Source organism: Formosa haliotis (assembly GCF_001685485.1).
Taxonomy (GTDB): Bacteria; Bacteroidota; Bacteroidia; order Flavobacteriales; family Flavobacteriaceae; genus Formosa; species Formosa haliotis.
The window spans coordinates 2,048,807-2,063,647 of record NZ_BDEL01000001.1 but is presented as its reverse complement, the minus strand read 5'-3'; the positions used below and the strand labels follow the sequence as shown (position 1 = coordinate 2,063,647).

The following is a 14,841-nucleotide window of genomic DNA, read 5'->3' as shown; positions in this document are numbered from 1 at the left end:
CTATTCATGAGTGATAAGTCACAGTCGTTAAAATATTTAGCGCTCCAAAAATTTAAACACAATTTTTGGGGCGTTTTTAGTTTAGGTTTTATTGTTTTAGTAGGGTTAATTTCTGTTTTTGCTTATGTTTTAGCGCCAGATCATTCACAGCATGCTAACCAGATGCATTTATCTATTCACTCTAAAAAGCCAGGATTTACGGTAGATATGCTTACGGTGCCATCAAAAATTGTAAATAAACAAAGCGCTTTAGATAAAATTTTCTTCGGAACAATAAATACGGAGACCGAAATTCCAATCTCAAAATATATTATTCAAAATTCAAGTTTAAGCTATACAGAATACGCTTCAGATGGGTTAATTGGGGAAGAAAAAGTATTGGATTTATCCTCTTTTTCAGAAACAGAAATCTCAAGCTTAGTCGCTTCAAAATCGTTCTATTTGGGCACAGATAAATACGGTCGCGATGTATTAAGTCGTATTTTGGTTGGGGCTAGAATTTCATTTTTCATAGGTTTTGTAGCTGTATTTATTTCTTTAATTATAGGTTTGGTTTTAGGCAGTTTGGCAGGATATTACGGTGGTAAGGTCGATGCGCTTATTATGTGGGTTATAAATGTAACCTGGTCTATTCCTACCTTATTATTAGTTATAGCGATAACATTGGCCTTAGGAAAAGGCTTCTGGCAAGTGTTTATTGCTGTAGGTTTAACCATGTGGGTAGAAGTGGCACGTGTGGTTCGCGGACAAATTATAAGTGCTAAGGAAATGCAGTATGTAACCGCAGCAAGAGCCTTAGGTTTTAACGATTATCGAATTATTACTAAGCATATTTTACCAAATATAATGGCACCTGTTATTGTAATTTGTGCGGCTAATTTTGCGTCGGCCATATTAATAGAAAGTGGACTTAGTTTCTTGGGTATAGGCGCACAGCCACCTATGGCAAGTTGGGGTGCTATGATAAAAGATCATTACAACTATATTATATTAGGAAAGCCGTATTTAGCAGTAATTCCAGGACTTTGTATAATGAGTTTAGTAATGGCATTTATGTTAATAGGAAATGCCTTAAGAGATGCTTTAGACGTAAAAAGTTAATCTAACTTTAAATTATTATTGGTGTCGTCTATATATTGAAGTAATTCGTCTTTACCTGTTTCCTTAGAGGAGGATGTTACAAAATAGTTAGGCATCTCTTCCCAAGTTTCAAGTAAAATGTCTCGGTAAGTATTTACATGATTCTCTATAGCGTTAGGCTTAAGTTTATCGGCTTTTGTGAAAATTATAGAAAAAGGAATGCTGTTTTCGCCTAACCAAATCATGAATTCTAAGTCTATAGGTTGTGGTTTGTGGCGAATATCAACTAAAACAAAAGCAGATATTAATTGTTCTCTTTTCTTGAAGTATTCGGTAATAAATTTTTGAAAAGTTTTTTTTGCACTTTTAGAAACACGGGCATACCCGTAACCAGGTAAATCTACTAAATACCAAGTTTTATTAATTATAAAGTGATTTATAAGCTGTGTTTTTCCTGGTCTTCCAGACGTTTTTGCAAGACTTTTACGGTTGGTAAGCATGTTTATCAGCGACGATTTCCCTACATTACTACGACCAATAAAGGCGTATTCTGGGATTCTGTCTTTCGGGCATTTGGTAACGTCCGAATTACTCATTACAAACTCAGCCGATTTAATTTGCATAATTTTACTATTATAAATTTCTGGTATTTAACCAGGAATCTAGGATTTCATTGAATTCTTTTGGGTGCTCCATCATAGCTGCATGCCCACACTTATCAATCCAAAATAAATCAGAGTTAGGTAAAAGGCTATGAAATTCGGTAGCAACTTCTGGAGGGGTGACGATATCATTTTTACCCCAAATTATACATGTTGGTTGACGCATTTTAGGTAAATCTTTACCCATATTGTGTCTAATTGCGCTTTTGGCAATCGCTAAAGTTTTTATTAGTTTATTTCTGTCGTTAACAGTTTCGTAAACTTCATCTACAATTTCTTTAGTGGCAACTTCAGGGTCGTAAAAGACTTCCTGAGCTTTCTTTTTCATGACTTCGTAGTCACTTCTTTTTGTGTAACCACTACCCATAGCGCTCTCGTATAAACCAGAACTTCCGGTAATTATTAAAGCTTTTACTTTTTTAGGATACAGTTTAGTGTATAGTAGCCCAATGTGACCGCCTAAAGAGTTTCCTAGCAAAATAACATCCTTAAATTCTTTGTATTCGATAAAATCGTTTAAGTATTTTGCAAAACTTTTTACATTCGTTTTAAGCAAATTTAAACTGTAGAGTGGAAGTTCTGGAATGATAACTTTATAGCCTTTAGTGCTGAAATATTCAGCTACAGCTCCAAAATTACTCAATCCACCCATTAAGCCGTGAAGAACGATTATAGGTTGTCCTTCTCCTACTTCCATGTAGATAAAATTCTTCTCTTTTTTTAAGCGATTCGTCATTAATTAGTCATTATCCTCAAAAAACAAATATAGGTAAATCATTCATATTAATTACGAATTTAATGCATAACACCTGAAATAGTTTTACATAATAAATATTCGCAGCAATTTTTAGCGTGTTTTTTAATGCTAATGCATTTTAATCCAATACTTAAGCAGATTTGGAGGGCAGAAATGGCGGTATTATCTATCCGATAGTCGAAAATTTATTAACAAAGTGGTATTATGTGGTAAAAAGTGGTATATTTTTCGATATATTTGAAAATTAAAGATTGTAAATCCCAAAAATTGTTTTGAACTCATTAATAGGTACATACGAATGCAAAGTAGACGCGAAGGGCAGATTAATGCTTCCTGTTTCGCTGAAAAAGCAGTTGAGTGCCGTATTGCAAGATGGGTTTGTGGTAAAACGTTCCGTTTTTAATCCGTGTTTAGAATTGTATCCTATGGAGGAGTGGAATGTGTTAATGCAGAAGATAAACAAGCTAAATAGATTCAAAAAAAGAAACGTCGATTTTATTAGGAAATTTACTGCTGGTGTGAAAATGGTAGAGGTAGATGGTACTGGACGTTTGTTGATTCCGAAAGATTTAGCGGTTTTCGGATCGATTTCAAAAGAAATAGTGGTGGCTTCGGCTGTTAATATTATTGAAATCTGGGATAAGGATAATTATGAACAGAGCATAAGTGGTTCGGCTGATGATTTTGCAGATTTAGCTGAAGAGGTTATGGGACAAGATGATGAAGATTATGGAATATCATAACCCTGTACTATTAAAAGAAACTGTCGATGGTCTTAATGTTAAGGCAGATGGCGTGTATGTAGATGTGACCTTTGGAGGTGGCGGACATAGTAAAGAGATTTTAAAAAGGTTAGGGCCGAATGGAAAATTATTCGCATTCGATCAAGACCCGGACGCTTTACAAAATACGATAGACGACGATCGGTTTCAGTTAATTCATGAAAATTTTAGATATGTAAAACGTTTTTTGCGTTTTTATGGTGTAAAAGAAGTAGATGGTGTTTTGGCAGATTTCGGTGTGTCATCGCATCAATTTGATGTTGCAGAGCGTGGTTTTTCTACACGATTCGAGTCGGATTTAGATATGCGAATGAATCAGACCAGTCAGTTGTCAGCCTATCATGTGGTGAACGATTATGATGAAGAGCAGATAAAAGATGTACTGTGGCAATATGGAGAATTAAGACCATCGGCTGCTATGGCTAGAGCAATAGTAGAGCAACGCGACATTGAACCGATTAAAACAAGCGATCAGTTAAAGAAAACATTGCAGCGTTTTTTACCGCCAAGAAAAGAGAATAAAATATTAGCTCAAATTTATCAGGCTATTAGGATTGAAGTAAATCAGGAAATTACGGCCTTAAGAGAATTTTAGAGCAAACACCAGATGTATTGAAAACTGGAGGGCGTTTAAGTTTTATCTCGTACCATTCGCTAGAAGATAGATTGGTGAAGCGGTTTATAAGAAACGGAATGTTTGAAGGAGAGCCGGAGCGCGATGTATTTGGAAATTTCGAAGTGGCCTTAAAAAAAGTAGGAGGTCTTATAGTGCCAACTGCCGAAGAAATAAAATTGAATAACAGAGCGCGCAGTGCAAAACTTAGGGTTGCAGAAAAAATATGAGAAAAAATGTTTACAACATATTAAAGGGTGCTTTTCTGGTTAGCGACGATTCGTTTAAAAACTGGAGAGTTATTGTGTTTGTGTCGTTTTTGGCTTTTATCATGATTGCAAGCTCGCATAGTGCAGATAAAAAAGTACATCAAATTGCGAGGATGAATGACGAGGTTAAAGAACTGCGGTCTGCCTTTGTGGACGGACGGTCCAAATTAATGCGAGTTAAGATGGAGTCTTCAATATTAAATAAAATGGTAGAGAAAGGGTTGATGCCTTCAGAAATACCACCGAGAAAAATTAAAGTTAAAATTAATAAATAGCGTTCAGAGTTGGCAACAAACCAGAAGAACATATCAAACCGATTGTATATTGTAGCAGGATGTATGTTTCTGTTCGCTGCAGCTGTGATCTTTAAACTGTGTACAATTCAATTTGTAGATGGAGATAAGTATCGTAGCCTGGCAGAAAAGCGTACCATAAAATCGGTGACTATTCCAGCAAATCGTGGGAATGTGTACGATGTAGAGGGGAGTCTCTTGGCTACTTCGGTTCCTAAATACGATATCCGATTCGATGCGATGACACCAACTTCAAAAACATTCGAAAAATATTTAAAACCGTTGTGCGATTCGCTTCAAGAATTTGGAGGGAAACCTTCTAGTTACTACCAAAAACAATTACGACGAGCACGCGTAGAACGCAATAGATATCATTTAATAGCTAGAGATATTGGCTATTCAGATTATATCCGATTACGTAATTTTCCTATGCTAAATCTTGGTGCTTTTAAAGGCGGATTAATTGTAGAGCAAAAAACAAAACGCGAGCACCCTATGGGGGGAATGGCCGAGCGTACTATTGGTTACGAGCGCATAGATGAAAACGGAAATGTTACGCGACCAGGAATAGATGGTGCGTTTGGGGTTAAATATTTACGAGGTACCAATGGTAAGCGCTTAAAGCAAAATATTGGGAAGGGACAGTGGAAGCCTATCGCCGATTACAACCAAGTGGAACCTAAGGATGGGTACGATGTATATACAACTATTAATGTTAATATTCAGGATATTGCGCATCATGCATTGCTGAAGCAGTTAGAATATTATGAAGCCGAGCATGGTTGTGTGGTAGTTATGGAAGTGGAGACCGGAGAAATTCGCGCTATTTCAAATTTAGGTCGTACCAAAAACGGAACCTATTACGAGAAATTGAATTATGCTGTTGGAGAATCTCATGAGCCAGGATCTACATTTAAAACGATGGCCTTAATGGCTGCTTTAGAGGATAAATTAATAGATACATCTACGGTGATTGATACAGGGAAAGGAAGAAAGCGTTTTTACGGACGAACTATTTCGGATTCACATCACGGTGGATTTGGTAAAATTTCTGCGGCAAGATCTCTAGAGGTGTCTTCAAATATTGGGCTAGCTACCATATTAGATGAAGGGTATTCTAAACAGCCAGAAAAGTTTATCAATCATATAAAAGAATGGAAATTAGATAAGCCTTTTGGAATTTCAATTATAGGGGAAGGTAAACCTATGATTCCGGAGCCGGGTCATGCCAAATGGAGTAGAAATGCACTGCCTTCTATGGCGTACGGGTATAATATGGAATTAACGCCTTTGCAGACCTTAACCTTTTATAATGCTATAGCAAACGATGGGGTTATGGTTAAACCTCGTTTTATTAGGGAGGTTAAAGAGTTGAATAAGGAAATAGAAACTTTTGATAGGGAAGTTATAAACGAAAAAATATGTTCAGATAAAACACTGGGTGAAATTCGTAAAATATTAAAAAATGTAGTAGTACGCGGAACAGGGAAATCTCTGTATAATCCGTATTTCTCTATGGCAGGAAAAACAGGTACCGCACAAACCGAATATTGGATGAAAGACTGGAAGTCTTCACCACGGTATGTGTCTTCCTTTGCAGGATATTTTCCGGCCGAAAATCCAAAGTATTCTTGCATTGTTGTGGTGCATAAACCAAGTACAAAGAAAGGGTATTACGGAGCCGATGTTTCTGGCCCTGTATTTAAGCGTATTGCCCAAAAAATATTTACAGACACCCCTATTATAGACGAGGTAAATACGCTTCAGGTAGCCGACTCACCTGTGGAAAAGGAATACGAAGGGTATTTTAAAACGGCACAAGACTATAAAACCATAATGCCAAAAGTTGTTGGTTTACCGGTAATGGATGCTGTGGCTTTACTTGAAAACTTAGGTTTAGAAGTAGAAATGGATGGTTTAGGACAAGTAAAAGCACAATCTATTCCGCAAGGAGAAAAAATAAAAAAGAATCAAAAAGTTGTATTGAAAATTTCGTGAGTTTATTAAAAGACATATTGTATAAGGTTGCTATTGATGCCGTTGTTGGAACAACGAATGTGCATGTTAATAATATTGCTTTCGATTCTCGAAAAATAGAATTGAACGATGTGTTTGTGGCTATTTCTGGAACTTTGGCAGATGGTCATGAGTTTATTGAAACGGCTATTAATAACGGAGCTTTGGTTGTGGTTTGCGAGCATTTTCCAGTAGAGAAAATCAATGGAGTCACTTACATTCAGGTAACCGATACTAAAGTAGCGCTAGCTATAATGGCGTCGAACTTTTATAATAATCCGTCAGAGAATTTAAAGCTCATAGGAATTACAGGGACCAATGGAAAAACAACCATTGCCACACTTTTATATCAGTTATTTAAAAATGCTGGATATAAAGTAGGATTGCTTTCAACCGTTAAAATTTTAATTGACGACAAAGAATATAAAGCCACGCATACAACACCAGATTCTTTAAGTATCAATTCGTACTTAAGTATGATGAATGTTGAAGGTGTTGAGTACTGCTTTATGGAAGTAAGTTCGCACGGAATTCATCAAAAACGTACAGAAGGACTTCATTTTGTGGGAGGTGTGTTTACTAATTTATCTCACGACCATTTAGATTATCATAATTCATTTGCAGAATATCGCGATGTTAAAAAATCGTTTTTCGATGAGTTGCCAAAAACGGCGTTCGCTGTAGTAAATGTAGATGATAAAAATGGAGAGGTCATGCTTCAAAATACAAAAGCGCAGAAATATACCTATGCCCTTAAAAATTACGCCGATTATAAAGCTCAAATCCTAGAAAATCAATTTACAGGTTTACTGCTTAAGATTAATGATAACGAAGTTTGGTCTAGAATTATAGGGCGGTTCAATGCTTATAATTTGTTGGCTATTTACAGTGTTGCAGATTTATTAGGTTTAGAAAAGGAGGAGGTTTTAAGACTTATTAGTGGATTAGAAAGTGTTAGCGGGCGATTTCAATATGTGATTTCCGAAACTAAAATAACTGCAATTGTAGATTATGCGCATACTCCAGATGCTTTGCAAAATGTGTTAGAAACCATAAACAGCATTCGCACGAGTAATGAAGATTTAATAACTGTAGTAGGGTGTGGTGGAAATCGAGATAAAACAAAGCGTCCAAAAATGGGACATATTGCCTCTGCTTTAAGTACAAAAGTGATTTTTACGAGCGATAATCCTAGAGATGAAGTTCCAGAAGACATTATTGAAGCTATAGAAAAGGGAGTAGAGCCAATTCATTTTAAAAAAACGATGTCTATTGTAGATAGACGTCAAGCTATAAAAACGGCGTGCCAATTGGCGCAACCAAACGATATTATATTAATTGCCGGTAAAGGTCATGAGACCTATCAGGAAATTAAAGGAGAACGATTCGATTTTAACGATTTAGAAATTGTAAAAGACTATTTAAAACAGCTAGAGAAGTAAAATGTTATATTATTTTTTCGAATATTTAGAGCAACATTATCAGTTTCCAGGAGCCTCATTATTTGGGTTTATAACCTTTCGTGCGGCAGTAGCTGTAATTATGTCTTTACTTATTTCTACCATTTACGGAAAGCGAATTATTCGCTATTTACAACGTCAGCAAGTAGGCGAATCTATTCGTGATTTAGGATTAGAAGGTCAAGTTGAGAAAGCGGGAACACCAACTATGGGTGGAATTATAATTATTCTAGCAACGCTTATACCTGTAGTTTTATTATCGAAACTAGATAATGTGTATATCCTGTTACTGATAGTGACTACGCTCTGGATGGGAACCATTGGGTTTATAGACGATTATATAAAGAAGTTTAAAAACGATAAAGAAGGTTTAAAAGGGAAGTTTAAAGTATTAGGTCAGGTTGGTTTAGGGCTAATCGTAGGGACAACCTTATACTTTCATCCGGAAGTGACGGTTAAAGAGAAAATTCCGTTAGCGCAACAAGAAATCGTAATTGCACAAGGCGGTACGCCGAAACAGTTTAACGAGGAGGAAAAGTCGACCAAAACTACTATTCCTTTCGTGAAATCGAATGAGTTTGATTATGCCGATTTAATTACTTGGATTAATCCAAACTTGGCTAAATACGCCTGGTTACTATTTATTCCTATTGTGATTTTTATAATTACTGCAGTGTCTAATGGAGCCAATTTAACCGATGGCATAGATGGCCTCGCGGCAGGGACGTCCGTCATTATAGTTTTCACTTTGGGGATTTTTGCTTGGGTATCGGGTAACATCATATTTTCCGATTATCTCAATATTATGTACATCCCAAGAGTCGAAGAAATTACTATTTATATCGCGGCTTTTACAGGAGCACTAATAGGATTTTTATGGTATAATACCTATCCGGCGCAAGTGTTTATGGGAGATACAGGAAGTTTAACAATAGGAGGTATAATTGCCGTAATTGCTATTGCAGTTAGAAAGGAGTGGTTAATTCCTGTGTTATGCGGAATCTTTTTGGCCGAGAATCTATCTGTAGTTATGCAAGTAAGCTACTTTAAGTATACACGAAAAAAATATGGCGAAGGCCGACGCATTTTTAAAATGTCGCCTTTGCATCATCACTACCAAAAATCAGGATATCACGAAAGTAAAATTGTTACCCGTTTTTGGATTATAGGAATATTGCTAGCCATCATTTCTGTTGTAACTCTAAAAATTAGATAGCATGAAGCGGTTGGTGATTTTAGGAGGAGGAGAAAGTGGTGTTGGTACAGCGCTTTTAGGAAAAGCAAAAGGATTTGAGGTGTTTGTTTCGGATAAAGGAATTATAAAAGACAAATACAAAAACGTTCTTATAAATAATGAGATTGATTGGGAAGAATCACAGCACACAGAGTCAAAAATTCTGAATGCAGATTTGGTTATGAAAAGCCCTGGAATTCCAGATAAAGTGCCTTTGGTAAAAGCGTTAAAAGAAAAGGGCGTTCCGGTAATTTCAGAAATTGAATTTGCGGCCCAGTTTACCAATGCGAATATCGTTGGAATAACGGGGAGTAATGGTAAAACTACTACAGCGAGTCTAGCGTACCACATTTTAAAACAAGAATTAAATGTGGGTTTGGCGGGAAATATAGGTGATAGTTTTGCGAAGCAAGTTTTAGAAGATGATTTCGAAAACTATGTGTTAGAAATTAGCAGTTTTCAATTAGATGGAGTGGTAGATTTTAAACCACATATTGCTGTAATCACCAATATTACTCCAGATCATTTAGATCGGTATAATTACAATTTTGAGGAATACATCGCTTCAAAATTTAGAATAGTAATGAATCAAACAAAAGATGATTATTTGATTTATGATGCCGACGATGAGGTGTTAGTCGATTGGTTAAATCAGCATCCAATTCAATCACAATTATTACCATTTTCATTAGTAAAACCAATAGAAAATGGCGCGTATTTAGACAAAGAAAATATTAAAATAACAATAGATAATAACCAGATAATTATGCCAACAAGAGACCTAACGTTAGAAGGTAAACATAATGTAAAAAATGCAATGGCAGCTTCAACGGTGGCGCACTTATTAAAAATAAGAAAGCAAACCATTCGTGAAAGTTTAGAAAATTTTCAGGGGGTAGAACACCGTCTTGAGCAGGTTTTAAAAATTAATAAAGTTCAATATATAAACGATTCTAAGGCAACCAATGTAAATGCAACATATTTTGCGTTAGAGAGCATGTCTGCTCCTACAGTATGGATTGTTGGTGGAGAAGATAAAGGGAATAGTTACGAAACATTATTTCCGTTTGTGAACGAAAAAGTAAAAGCCATTATTTGCTTAGGAGTTAATAATGAGAAATTGTTAGAGAAATTTAGCAATATGGTTGATGTTATTGTGGAAACACAATTTATGAGCGAAGCTGTAAAAATAGCTTATAAGCTGGCAGAAGCGGGCGACAATGTGTTATTGTCTCCAGCTTGCGCAAGTTTTGACTTATTTGAGAATTACGAAGATAGAGGAAGGCAATTTAAAGACGCAGTTAGAAATTTATAATGCAAGAATTTTTTAAAAAATTAAAAGGAGATCGATCGGTTTGGGCAATTGCTGCATTATTGGCGTTGTTCTCGTTTCTACCGGTGTATAGTGCGGCAAGTAATTTGGCGTATTTGCACGGTAGCGGTAATACTTTTAGTTTTTTTATTAAGCACCTCATGCATTTAGGGGTTGGTTTTTTTATAATGTATGCAGCGCATTTAATGCCGTATCGCTATTTAAGAGGACTGTCTATGGTGTTTATACCTGTGGTTTTAGTGTTGTTGGCGCTTACCATGATGCAGGGCACAACTATAGATGGGGCTAATGCTAGTAGGTGGATACAGATTCCTATTGTAGGTATGTCGTTTCAAACATCAACATTTGCATCGGTGGTGCTTATGGTGTATGTGGCGCGATACATGTCTAAAATGGCAGATACAAAAATTACATTTAAAGATTCAATTTTACCATTGTGGTTACCTGTTTTCTTAGTGATTATGTTAATTTTGCCGGCTAATTTTTCGACAGCAGCTTTAATTTTTCTTATCGTGCTGACTTTGGTGTTTTTAGGCGGTTATCCACTTAAATATTTGGCTTTAATTGTTGGTATGGGGGTCTTGTCTTTAGCCATGTTTGTATTGGTTGCGAAGGCATTTCCAGAAGCTATGCCAAACCGAATAGACACTTGGATGAGTCGTATCGAGAATTTTTCTAATGGCGAAGATACCGAGGAAGATTATCAGATTGAAAAAGCAAAAATTGCGATTGCATCGGGAGGTGTAAAGGGTGTTGGTCCTGGGAAAAGTGTTCAGAAGAATTTTTTACCACAATCTTCATCCGATTTTATTTTTGCCATAATTATTGAAGAATATGGCTTAATAGGGGGCGTGATTTTAATGGCTATGTATATGATGTTATTGTTCAGAATCATTATAATCTCGCATCACGCCAAAACTGTTTTTGGTACGCTAGTCGTACTCGGGGTAGGTTTACCTATCGTAATTCAGGCCTTAATAAATATGGCGGTTGCTGTGGAATTATTCCCAGTAACGGGGCAAACTCTGCCGTTAATAAGTAGTGGAGGAACATCGATTTGGATGACCTGTTTGGCAATAGGAATTATTTTAAGTGTAAGTGCTAGAAGCGAAGTTTCGGCAAAAGAAGAAGAAATAGACGAAGAAAATCCGTTAGAAATTTTATCGGAAGCAATATAATGAGTAAAACATATCGTATCATATTATCTGGAGGAGGAACTGGGGGGCATATTTACCCGGCGATTGCGATTGCGAACGAATTGAAGCAGCGTCATCCCGATGCTAAATTTCTATTTGTGGGAGCAAAAGATAGAATGGAAATGGAAAAAGTGCCACAAGCAGGTTACGATATAGAGGGACTTTGGATTTCGGGGATTCAGCGTGAGTTGACTTTAAAAAATTTAATGTTTCCGTTTAAGCTTATCAGTAGTTTGTTGGCGGCAGGAAAAATAATCAGGCAGTTTAAACCAGATGTTGTTATTGGTACCGGAGGATTTGCTAGTGGTCCCTTATTACAAGTGGCTTCTGGGAAAAAGATTCCGAGTTTAATTCAAGAACAGAATTCTTTTCCAGGAATAACCAATAAGTTATTGTCGAAAAAGGTTCAGAAAATTTGTGTGGCTTACGATGGTTTGGAGCGCTTTTTTCCGAAAGAAAAAATTATAAAAACAGGAAATCCTGTGCGTCAAAGTTTGTTGGAGATTAATTCTAAAACAGAAGAAGCGAAAGCCTTTTTCGGATTGGTTTCAGAAAAAAAGACCTTGTTAGTTTTAGGTGGTAGTTTAGGCTCTAAACGAATTAATGAGCTTATAGAGAAAGAACTCGATTTTTTACAAATGCGCAATGTTCAAGTTATTTGGCAATGCGGTAAGTTGTATTACGATACCTATAAAATTTATAATAACACTAAAAATGTACAAGTACACGCCTATTTAAATAATATGGATTTTGCCTATGCTGCAGCAGATATTATTATCTCTAGAGCAGGAGCAGGTTCTGTTTCAGAATTATGCATCGTAGGGAAACCTGTAATATTTATACCGTCGCCAAATGTTGCCGAAGATCATCAAACTAAAAATGCGATGGCTATAGTTAAAGAACAAGCGGCGATGTTAATTCAAGAAAGCGATTTAGATGTCGATTTTGAAAACAAGTTTTCTCAATTAATAGAATCGAAAGATAAGCAAATTGGGTTAAGTGAAAATATTAAGCAGTTGGCTCTTGTAAATGCTACAAAAGACATTGTAAACGAAGTAGAAAAACTATTAAATATCTAATGAATTTAGACAGCATACATAACGTTTATTTTATTGGCATTGGCGGCATAGGCATGAGTGCTTTGGCGCGCTATTTTAAAGCTAATAATATGAATGTTGCTGGCTACGATAAAACACCAAGCGATGTTACTCGCGATTTGGAAGCGTTAGGAATTAAAGTGCATTTTGAAGATTCTATAGCGAATGTAGACGAGCCATTTTTAAATTACGATAGAACTTTGGTGGTTTATACCCCTGCCGTGCCAAAAGATAATATGGAGTTGGTGTATTTTAAGAATAATAAAAGTTTCTCGGTTTTAAAGCGTTCGGAAGTTTTAGGGCTAATTACTAAAAACACCTTTTGTTTGGCGGTGGCAGGTACACATGGTAAAACAACCACCACGAGTATCTTAGCGCATTTGTTGTATCAGTGCGATGTGCCTTTAACGGCGTTTTTAGGTGGTATTAGTGAAAATTACAACTCGAATTACATCTCTAAAGGAACTACGGTTTCTGTAGTTGAGGCTGATGAATTTGATCGTTCATTTTTAACCTTATCTCCAGATCTAGCATGTATAACTTCTATGGATGCCGATCATTTAGATATTTATGGAGAAGCAGAAGCTTTGCAAGAATCTTTTGTTGAATTTTCGAAAAAAATAAAAGAGAATGGCATGTTGTTTGTTAAAAATGGTTTGCCTTTAAAAGGAATTACATACGGTATTGAAGATGATTCCGACTATACCGCGCAAAATATAAAAATAGAGAATGGTGCTTATGTGTTTGATGTAAAAACACCTAAAAACCTGATTAAAAATATTCAATTTAACCTACCTGGTAGACATAATTTGTCGAATGCATTAATAGCCCTGGCGATGGCTGTAGAGTATGGTTGCCCTCAACCACAGCTCGCCAAGGCGTTAGCATTATATAAAGGGGTTAAAAGACGATTTACATATCATATTAAATCGGAAAATATAATTTATATAGACGATTACGCACACCACCCGGAAGAGATTAAGGCGGTGTATCAAGCCATTCGTGAAATGTATCCAGACCGGAAAGTAATGGCTGTGTTTCAGCCACATTTATTCAGTAGAACACGAGATTTTGTAGATGATTTTGCTAGCAGCCTATCGTCTTTTGATGAGGTTCTGTTATTAGATATTTACCCAGCAAGAGAATTGCCAATAGAAGGTGTTTCATCGGAATGGTTATTAGGCAAAATAAAAAATGAAAATAAAGAGTTGGTTTCTAAATCAAATCTTATTTCAAAAATAAAAGCAAGCAAAGCTCAGGTTATTGTAACTATGGGTGCTGGCGATATAGGAGAGGAAGTTAAACATATAAAAACGGCATTAAATGGCGATTAAAGTACATTGGGGATATGTTAAGTTGGTGCTGCTAACGGCTGTGGTAATGTTTTTATTTGCCTTCGCATCGGTACGAAATGGACATAGAAAAGTGTCGGAGCCAGTAATTCATTTTATGGGCGATCACAACTTGTATATTACCCATGAAAATGTTAGTAACTTGTTAATACAAAATCATGAAGAGGTTTCCAATTTGAGTAAAGAAACTCTAGATTTGAATACATTAGAATTTGCCCTGAATTCGAATCCATTAATTAAATCTGCAGAAGTTTATGTAGACGTAAACGGCTTACTAACAGTAGATATAGAACAGAAAAAACCTATTGCACGCGTTCAAGATGCAACGTCGTATTATGTAGATGATGAAGGTGGTTACATGCCTTTGTCGACTAACTATACTGCGCGTGTACCTTTTGTTGTGGGAAAAATTGATAAAAATAATTTAGGTAATGTTTTTAAAATCGCCCAGAAAGTTTATAATGATACCTTCTTAAAACAACATGTCGTTGAGATTCATCAAAATGAAGCTCAAAAAATGTCTTTAAAATTAAGACAACATGATTTTGAAGTGTATTTAGGCGATTTAAGTCAGTTAGATAAAAAAATAAATAATCTAAAAGTGTTTTATAAGAAGGCTTTAAAAGAGAAAACTCTTAATGATTATAATAAAATTAATTTGCAATTCGATAACCAAGTGGTGTGCACCAAAAACTAA

General features: G+C 35.9%; 13 protein-coding genes and 1 pseudogene. 12 read left to right on the top strand and 2 right to left on the bottom strand.

Annotated elements, in window-relative coordinates:
* Positions 1 to 6: 6 nt before the first annotated feature.
* Positions 7 to 1,101, top strand: coding sequence for an ABC transporter permease (locus A9D35_RS08430; protein WP_066221563.1), 1,095 nt, complete (start codon positions 7 to 9; stop codon positions 1,099 to 1,101).
* Here the strand turns inward: A9D35_RS08430 and yihA are convergent.
* Positions 1,098 to 1,703, bottom strand: coding sequence for a ribosome biogenesis GTP-binding protein YihA/YsxC (gene yihA / locus A9D35_RS08425; RefSeq protein WP_066221561.1), 606 nt, complete (start codon positions 1,701 to 1,703; stop codon positions 1,098 to 1,100). The genes A9D35_RS08430 and yihA overlap by 4 nt on opposite strands.
* A gap of 10 nt (positions 1,704 to 1,713) precedes the next feature.
* Positions 1,714 to 2,478, bottom strand: a complete 765-nt coding sequence (locus tag A9D35_RS08420; protein WP_066221558.1) for an alpha/beta fold hydrolase — start codon at positions 2,476 to 2,478, stop codon at positions 1,714 to 1,716.
* 293 nt (positions 2,479 to 2,771) lie between these two features.
* Here A9D35_RS08420 and mraZ point away from each other — a divergent pair, with 293 nt between their 5' ends.
* The 11 genes and pseudogenes from mraZ (at position 2,772) to A9D35_RS08365 (ending at position 14,841) form a co-directional block, all read left to right on the top strand.
* Positions 2,772 to 3,242, top strand: a complete 471-nt coding sequence (gene mraZ, locus A9D35_RS08415) for a division/cell wall cluster transcriptional repressor MraZ (RefSeq protein WP_066221556.1) — start codon at positions 2,772 to 2,774, stop codon at positions 3,240 to 3,242.
* A pseudogene (gene rsmH / locus A9D35_RS08410) lies at positions 3,229 to 4,124 on the top strand (16S rRNA (cytosine(1402)-N(4))-methyltransferase RsmH). The gene mraZ and the pseudogene rsmH overlap by 14 nt, the downstream one beginning before the upstream one ends.
* A complete protein-coding gene (locus A9D35_RS08405; protein WP_066221554.1) occupies positions 4,121 to 4,438 on the top strand; it encodes an FtsL-like putative cell division protein in 318 nt (105 codons plus the stop codon). Before rsmH ends, A9D35_RS08405 begins: the two are co-directional and overlap by 4 nt.
* A gap of 63 nt (positions 4,439 to 4,501) precedes the next feature.
* Positions 4,502 to 6,454, top strand: coding sequence for a PASTA domain-containing penicillin-binding protein (locus A9D35_RS08400; protein ID WP_066221553.1), 1,953 nt, complete (start codon positions 4,502 to 4,504; stop codon positions 6,452 to 6,454).
* Complete coding sequence (locus A9D35_RS08395; RefSeq protein ID WP_066221551.1) at positions 6,451 to 7,914, top strand: UDP-N-acetylmuramoyl-L-alanyl-D-glutamate--2,6-diaminopimelate ligase; 1,464 nt, start codon at positions 6,451 to 6,453, stop codon at positions 7,912 to 7,914. The genes A9D35_RS08400 and A9D35_RS08395 overlap by 4 nt, the downstream gene beginning before the upstream one ends.
* A gap of 1 nt (position 7,915) precedes the next feature.
* Entirely contained in the window at positions 7,916 to 9,148 is a 1,233-nt protein-coding gene (gene mraY / locus A9D35_RS08390; RefSeq protein ID WP_066221548.1) for a phospho-N-acetylmuramoyl-pentapeptide-transferase, read from the top strand.
* A 1-nt stretch (position 9,149) separates the two neighbouring features.
* Complete coding sequence (gene murD, locus A9D35_RS08385) at positions 9,150 to 10,481, top strand: UDP-N-acetylmuramoyl-L-alanine--D-glutamate ligase (protein WP_066221546.1); 1,332 nt, start codon at positions 9,150 to 9,152, stop codon at positions 10,479 to 10,481.
* Positions 10,481 to 11,677, top strand: a complete 1,197-nt coding sequence (locus tag A9D35_RS08380) for an FtsW/RodA/SpoVE family cell cycle protein (protein WP_066221544.1) — start codon at positions 10,481 to 10,483, stop codon at positions 11,675 to 11,677. Before murD ends, A9D35_RS08380 begins: the two co-directional genes overlap by 1 nt.
* A complete protein-coding gene (gene murG / locus A9D35_RS08375; RefSeq protein WP_066221541.1) occupies positions 11,677 to 12,774 on the top strand; it encodes an undecaprenyldiphospho-muramoylpentapeptide beta-N-acetylglucosaminyltransferase in 1,098 nt (365 codons plus the stop codon). Before A9D35_RS08380 ends, murG begins: the two co-directional genes overlap by 1 nt.
* Entirely contained in the window at positions 12,774 to 14,126 is a 1,353-nt protein-coding gene (gene murC / locus A9D35_RS08370; protein WP_066221539.1) for a UDP-N-acetylmuramate--L-alanine ligase, read from the top strand. Before murG ends, murC begins: the two co-directional genes overlap by 1 nt.
* Positions 14,116 to 14,841: a cell division protein FtsQ/DivIB gene (locus tag A9D35_RS08365; RefSeq protein ID WP_235817871.1), complete on the top strand. Its 726-nt coding sequence runs from the start codon at positions 14,116 to 14,118 to the stop codon at positions 14,839 to 14,841. Before murC ends, A9D35_RS08365 begins: the two co-directional genes overlap by 11 nt.

Coding starts and splice junctions, on each gene's coding strand:
- A9D35_RS08430 (WP_066221563.1), top strand. CDS start 7: ATGAGTGATAAGTCACAGTCGTTAAAATATTTAGCGCTCCAAAAATTT.
- yihA (WP_066221561.1), bottom strand. CDS start 1,703: ATGCAAATTAAATCGGCTGAGTTTGTAATGAGTAATTCGGACGTTACC.
- A9D35_RS08420 (WP_066221558.1), bottom strand. CDS start 2,478: ATGACGAATCGCTTAAAAAAAGAGAAGAATTTTATCTACATGGAAGTA.
- A9D35_RS08405 (WP_066221554.1), top strand. CDS start 4,121: ATGAGAAAAAATGTTTACAACATATTAAAGGGTGCTTTTCTGGTTAGC.
- A9D35_RS08400 (WP_066221553.1), top strand. CDS start 4,502: ATGTTTCTGTTCGCTGCAGCTGTGATCTTTAAACTGTGTACAATTCAA.
- mraY (WP_066221548.1), top strand. CDS start 7,916: ATGTTATATTATTTTTTCGAATATTTAGAGCAACATTATCAGTTTCCA.
- murD (WP_066221546.1), top strand. CDS start 9,150: ATGAAGCGGTTGGTGATTTTAGGAGGAGGAGAAAGTGGTGTTGGTACA.
- A9D35_RS08380 (WP_066221544.1), top strand. CDS start 10,481: ATGCAAGAATTTTTTAAAAAATTAAAAGGAGATCGATCGGTTTGGGCA.
- murG (WP_066221541.1), top strand. CDS start 11,677: ATGAGTAAAACATATCGTATCATATTATCTGGAGGAGGAACTGGGGGG.
- murC (WP_066221539.1), top strand. CDS start 12,774: ATGAATTTAGACAGCATACATAACGTTTATTTTATTGGCATTGGCGGC.
- A9D35_RS08365 (WP_235817871.1), top strand. CDS start 14,116: ATGGCGATTAAAGTACATTGGGGATATGTTAAGTTGGTGCTGCTAACG.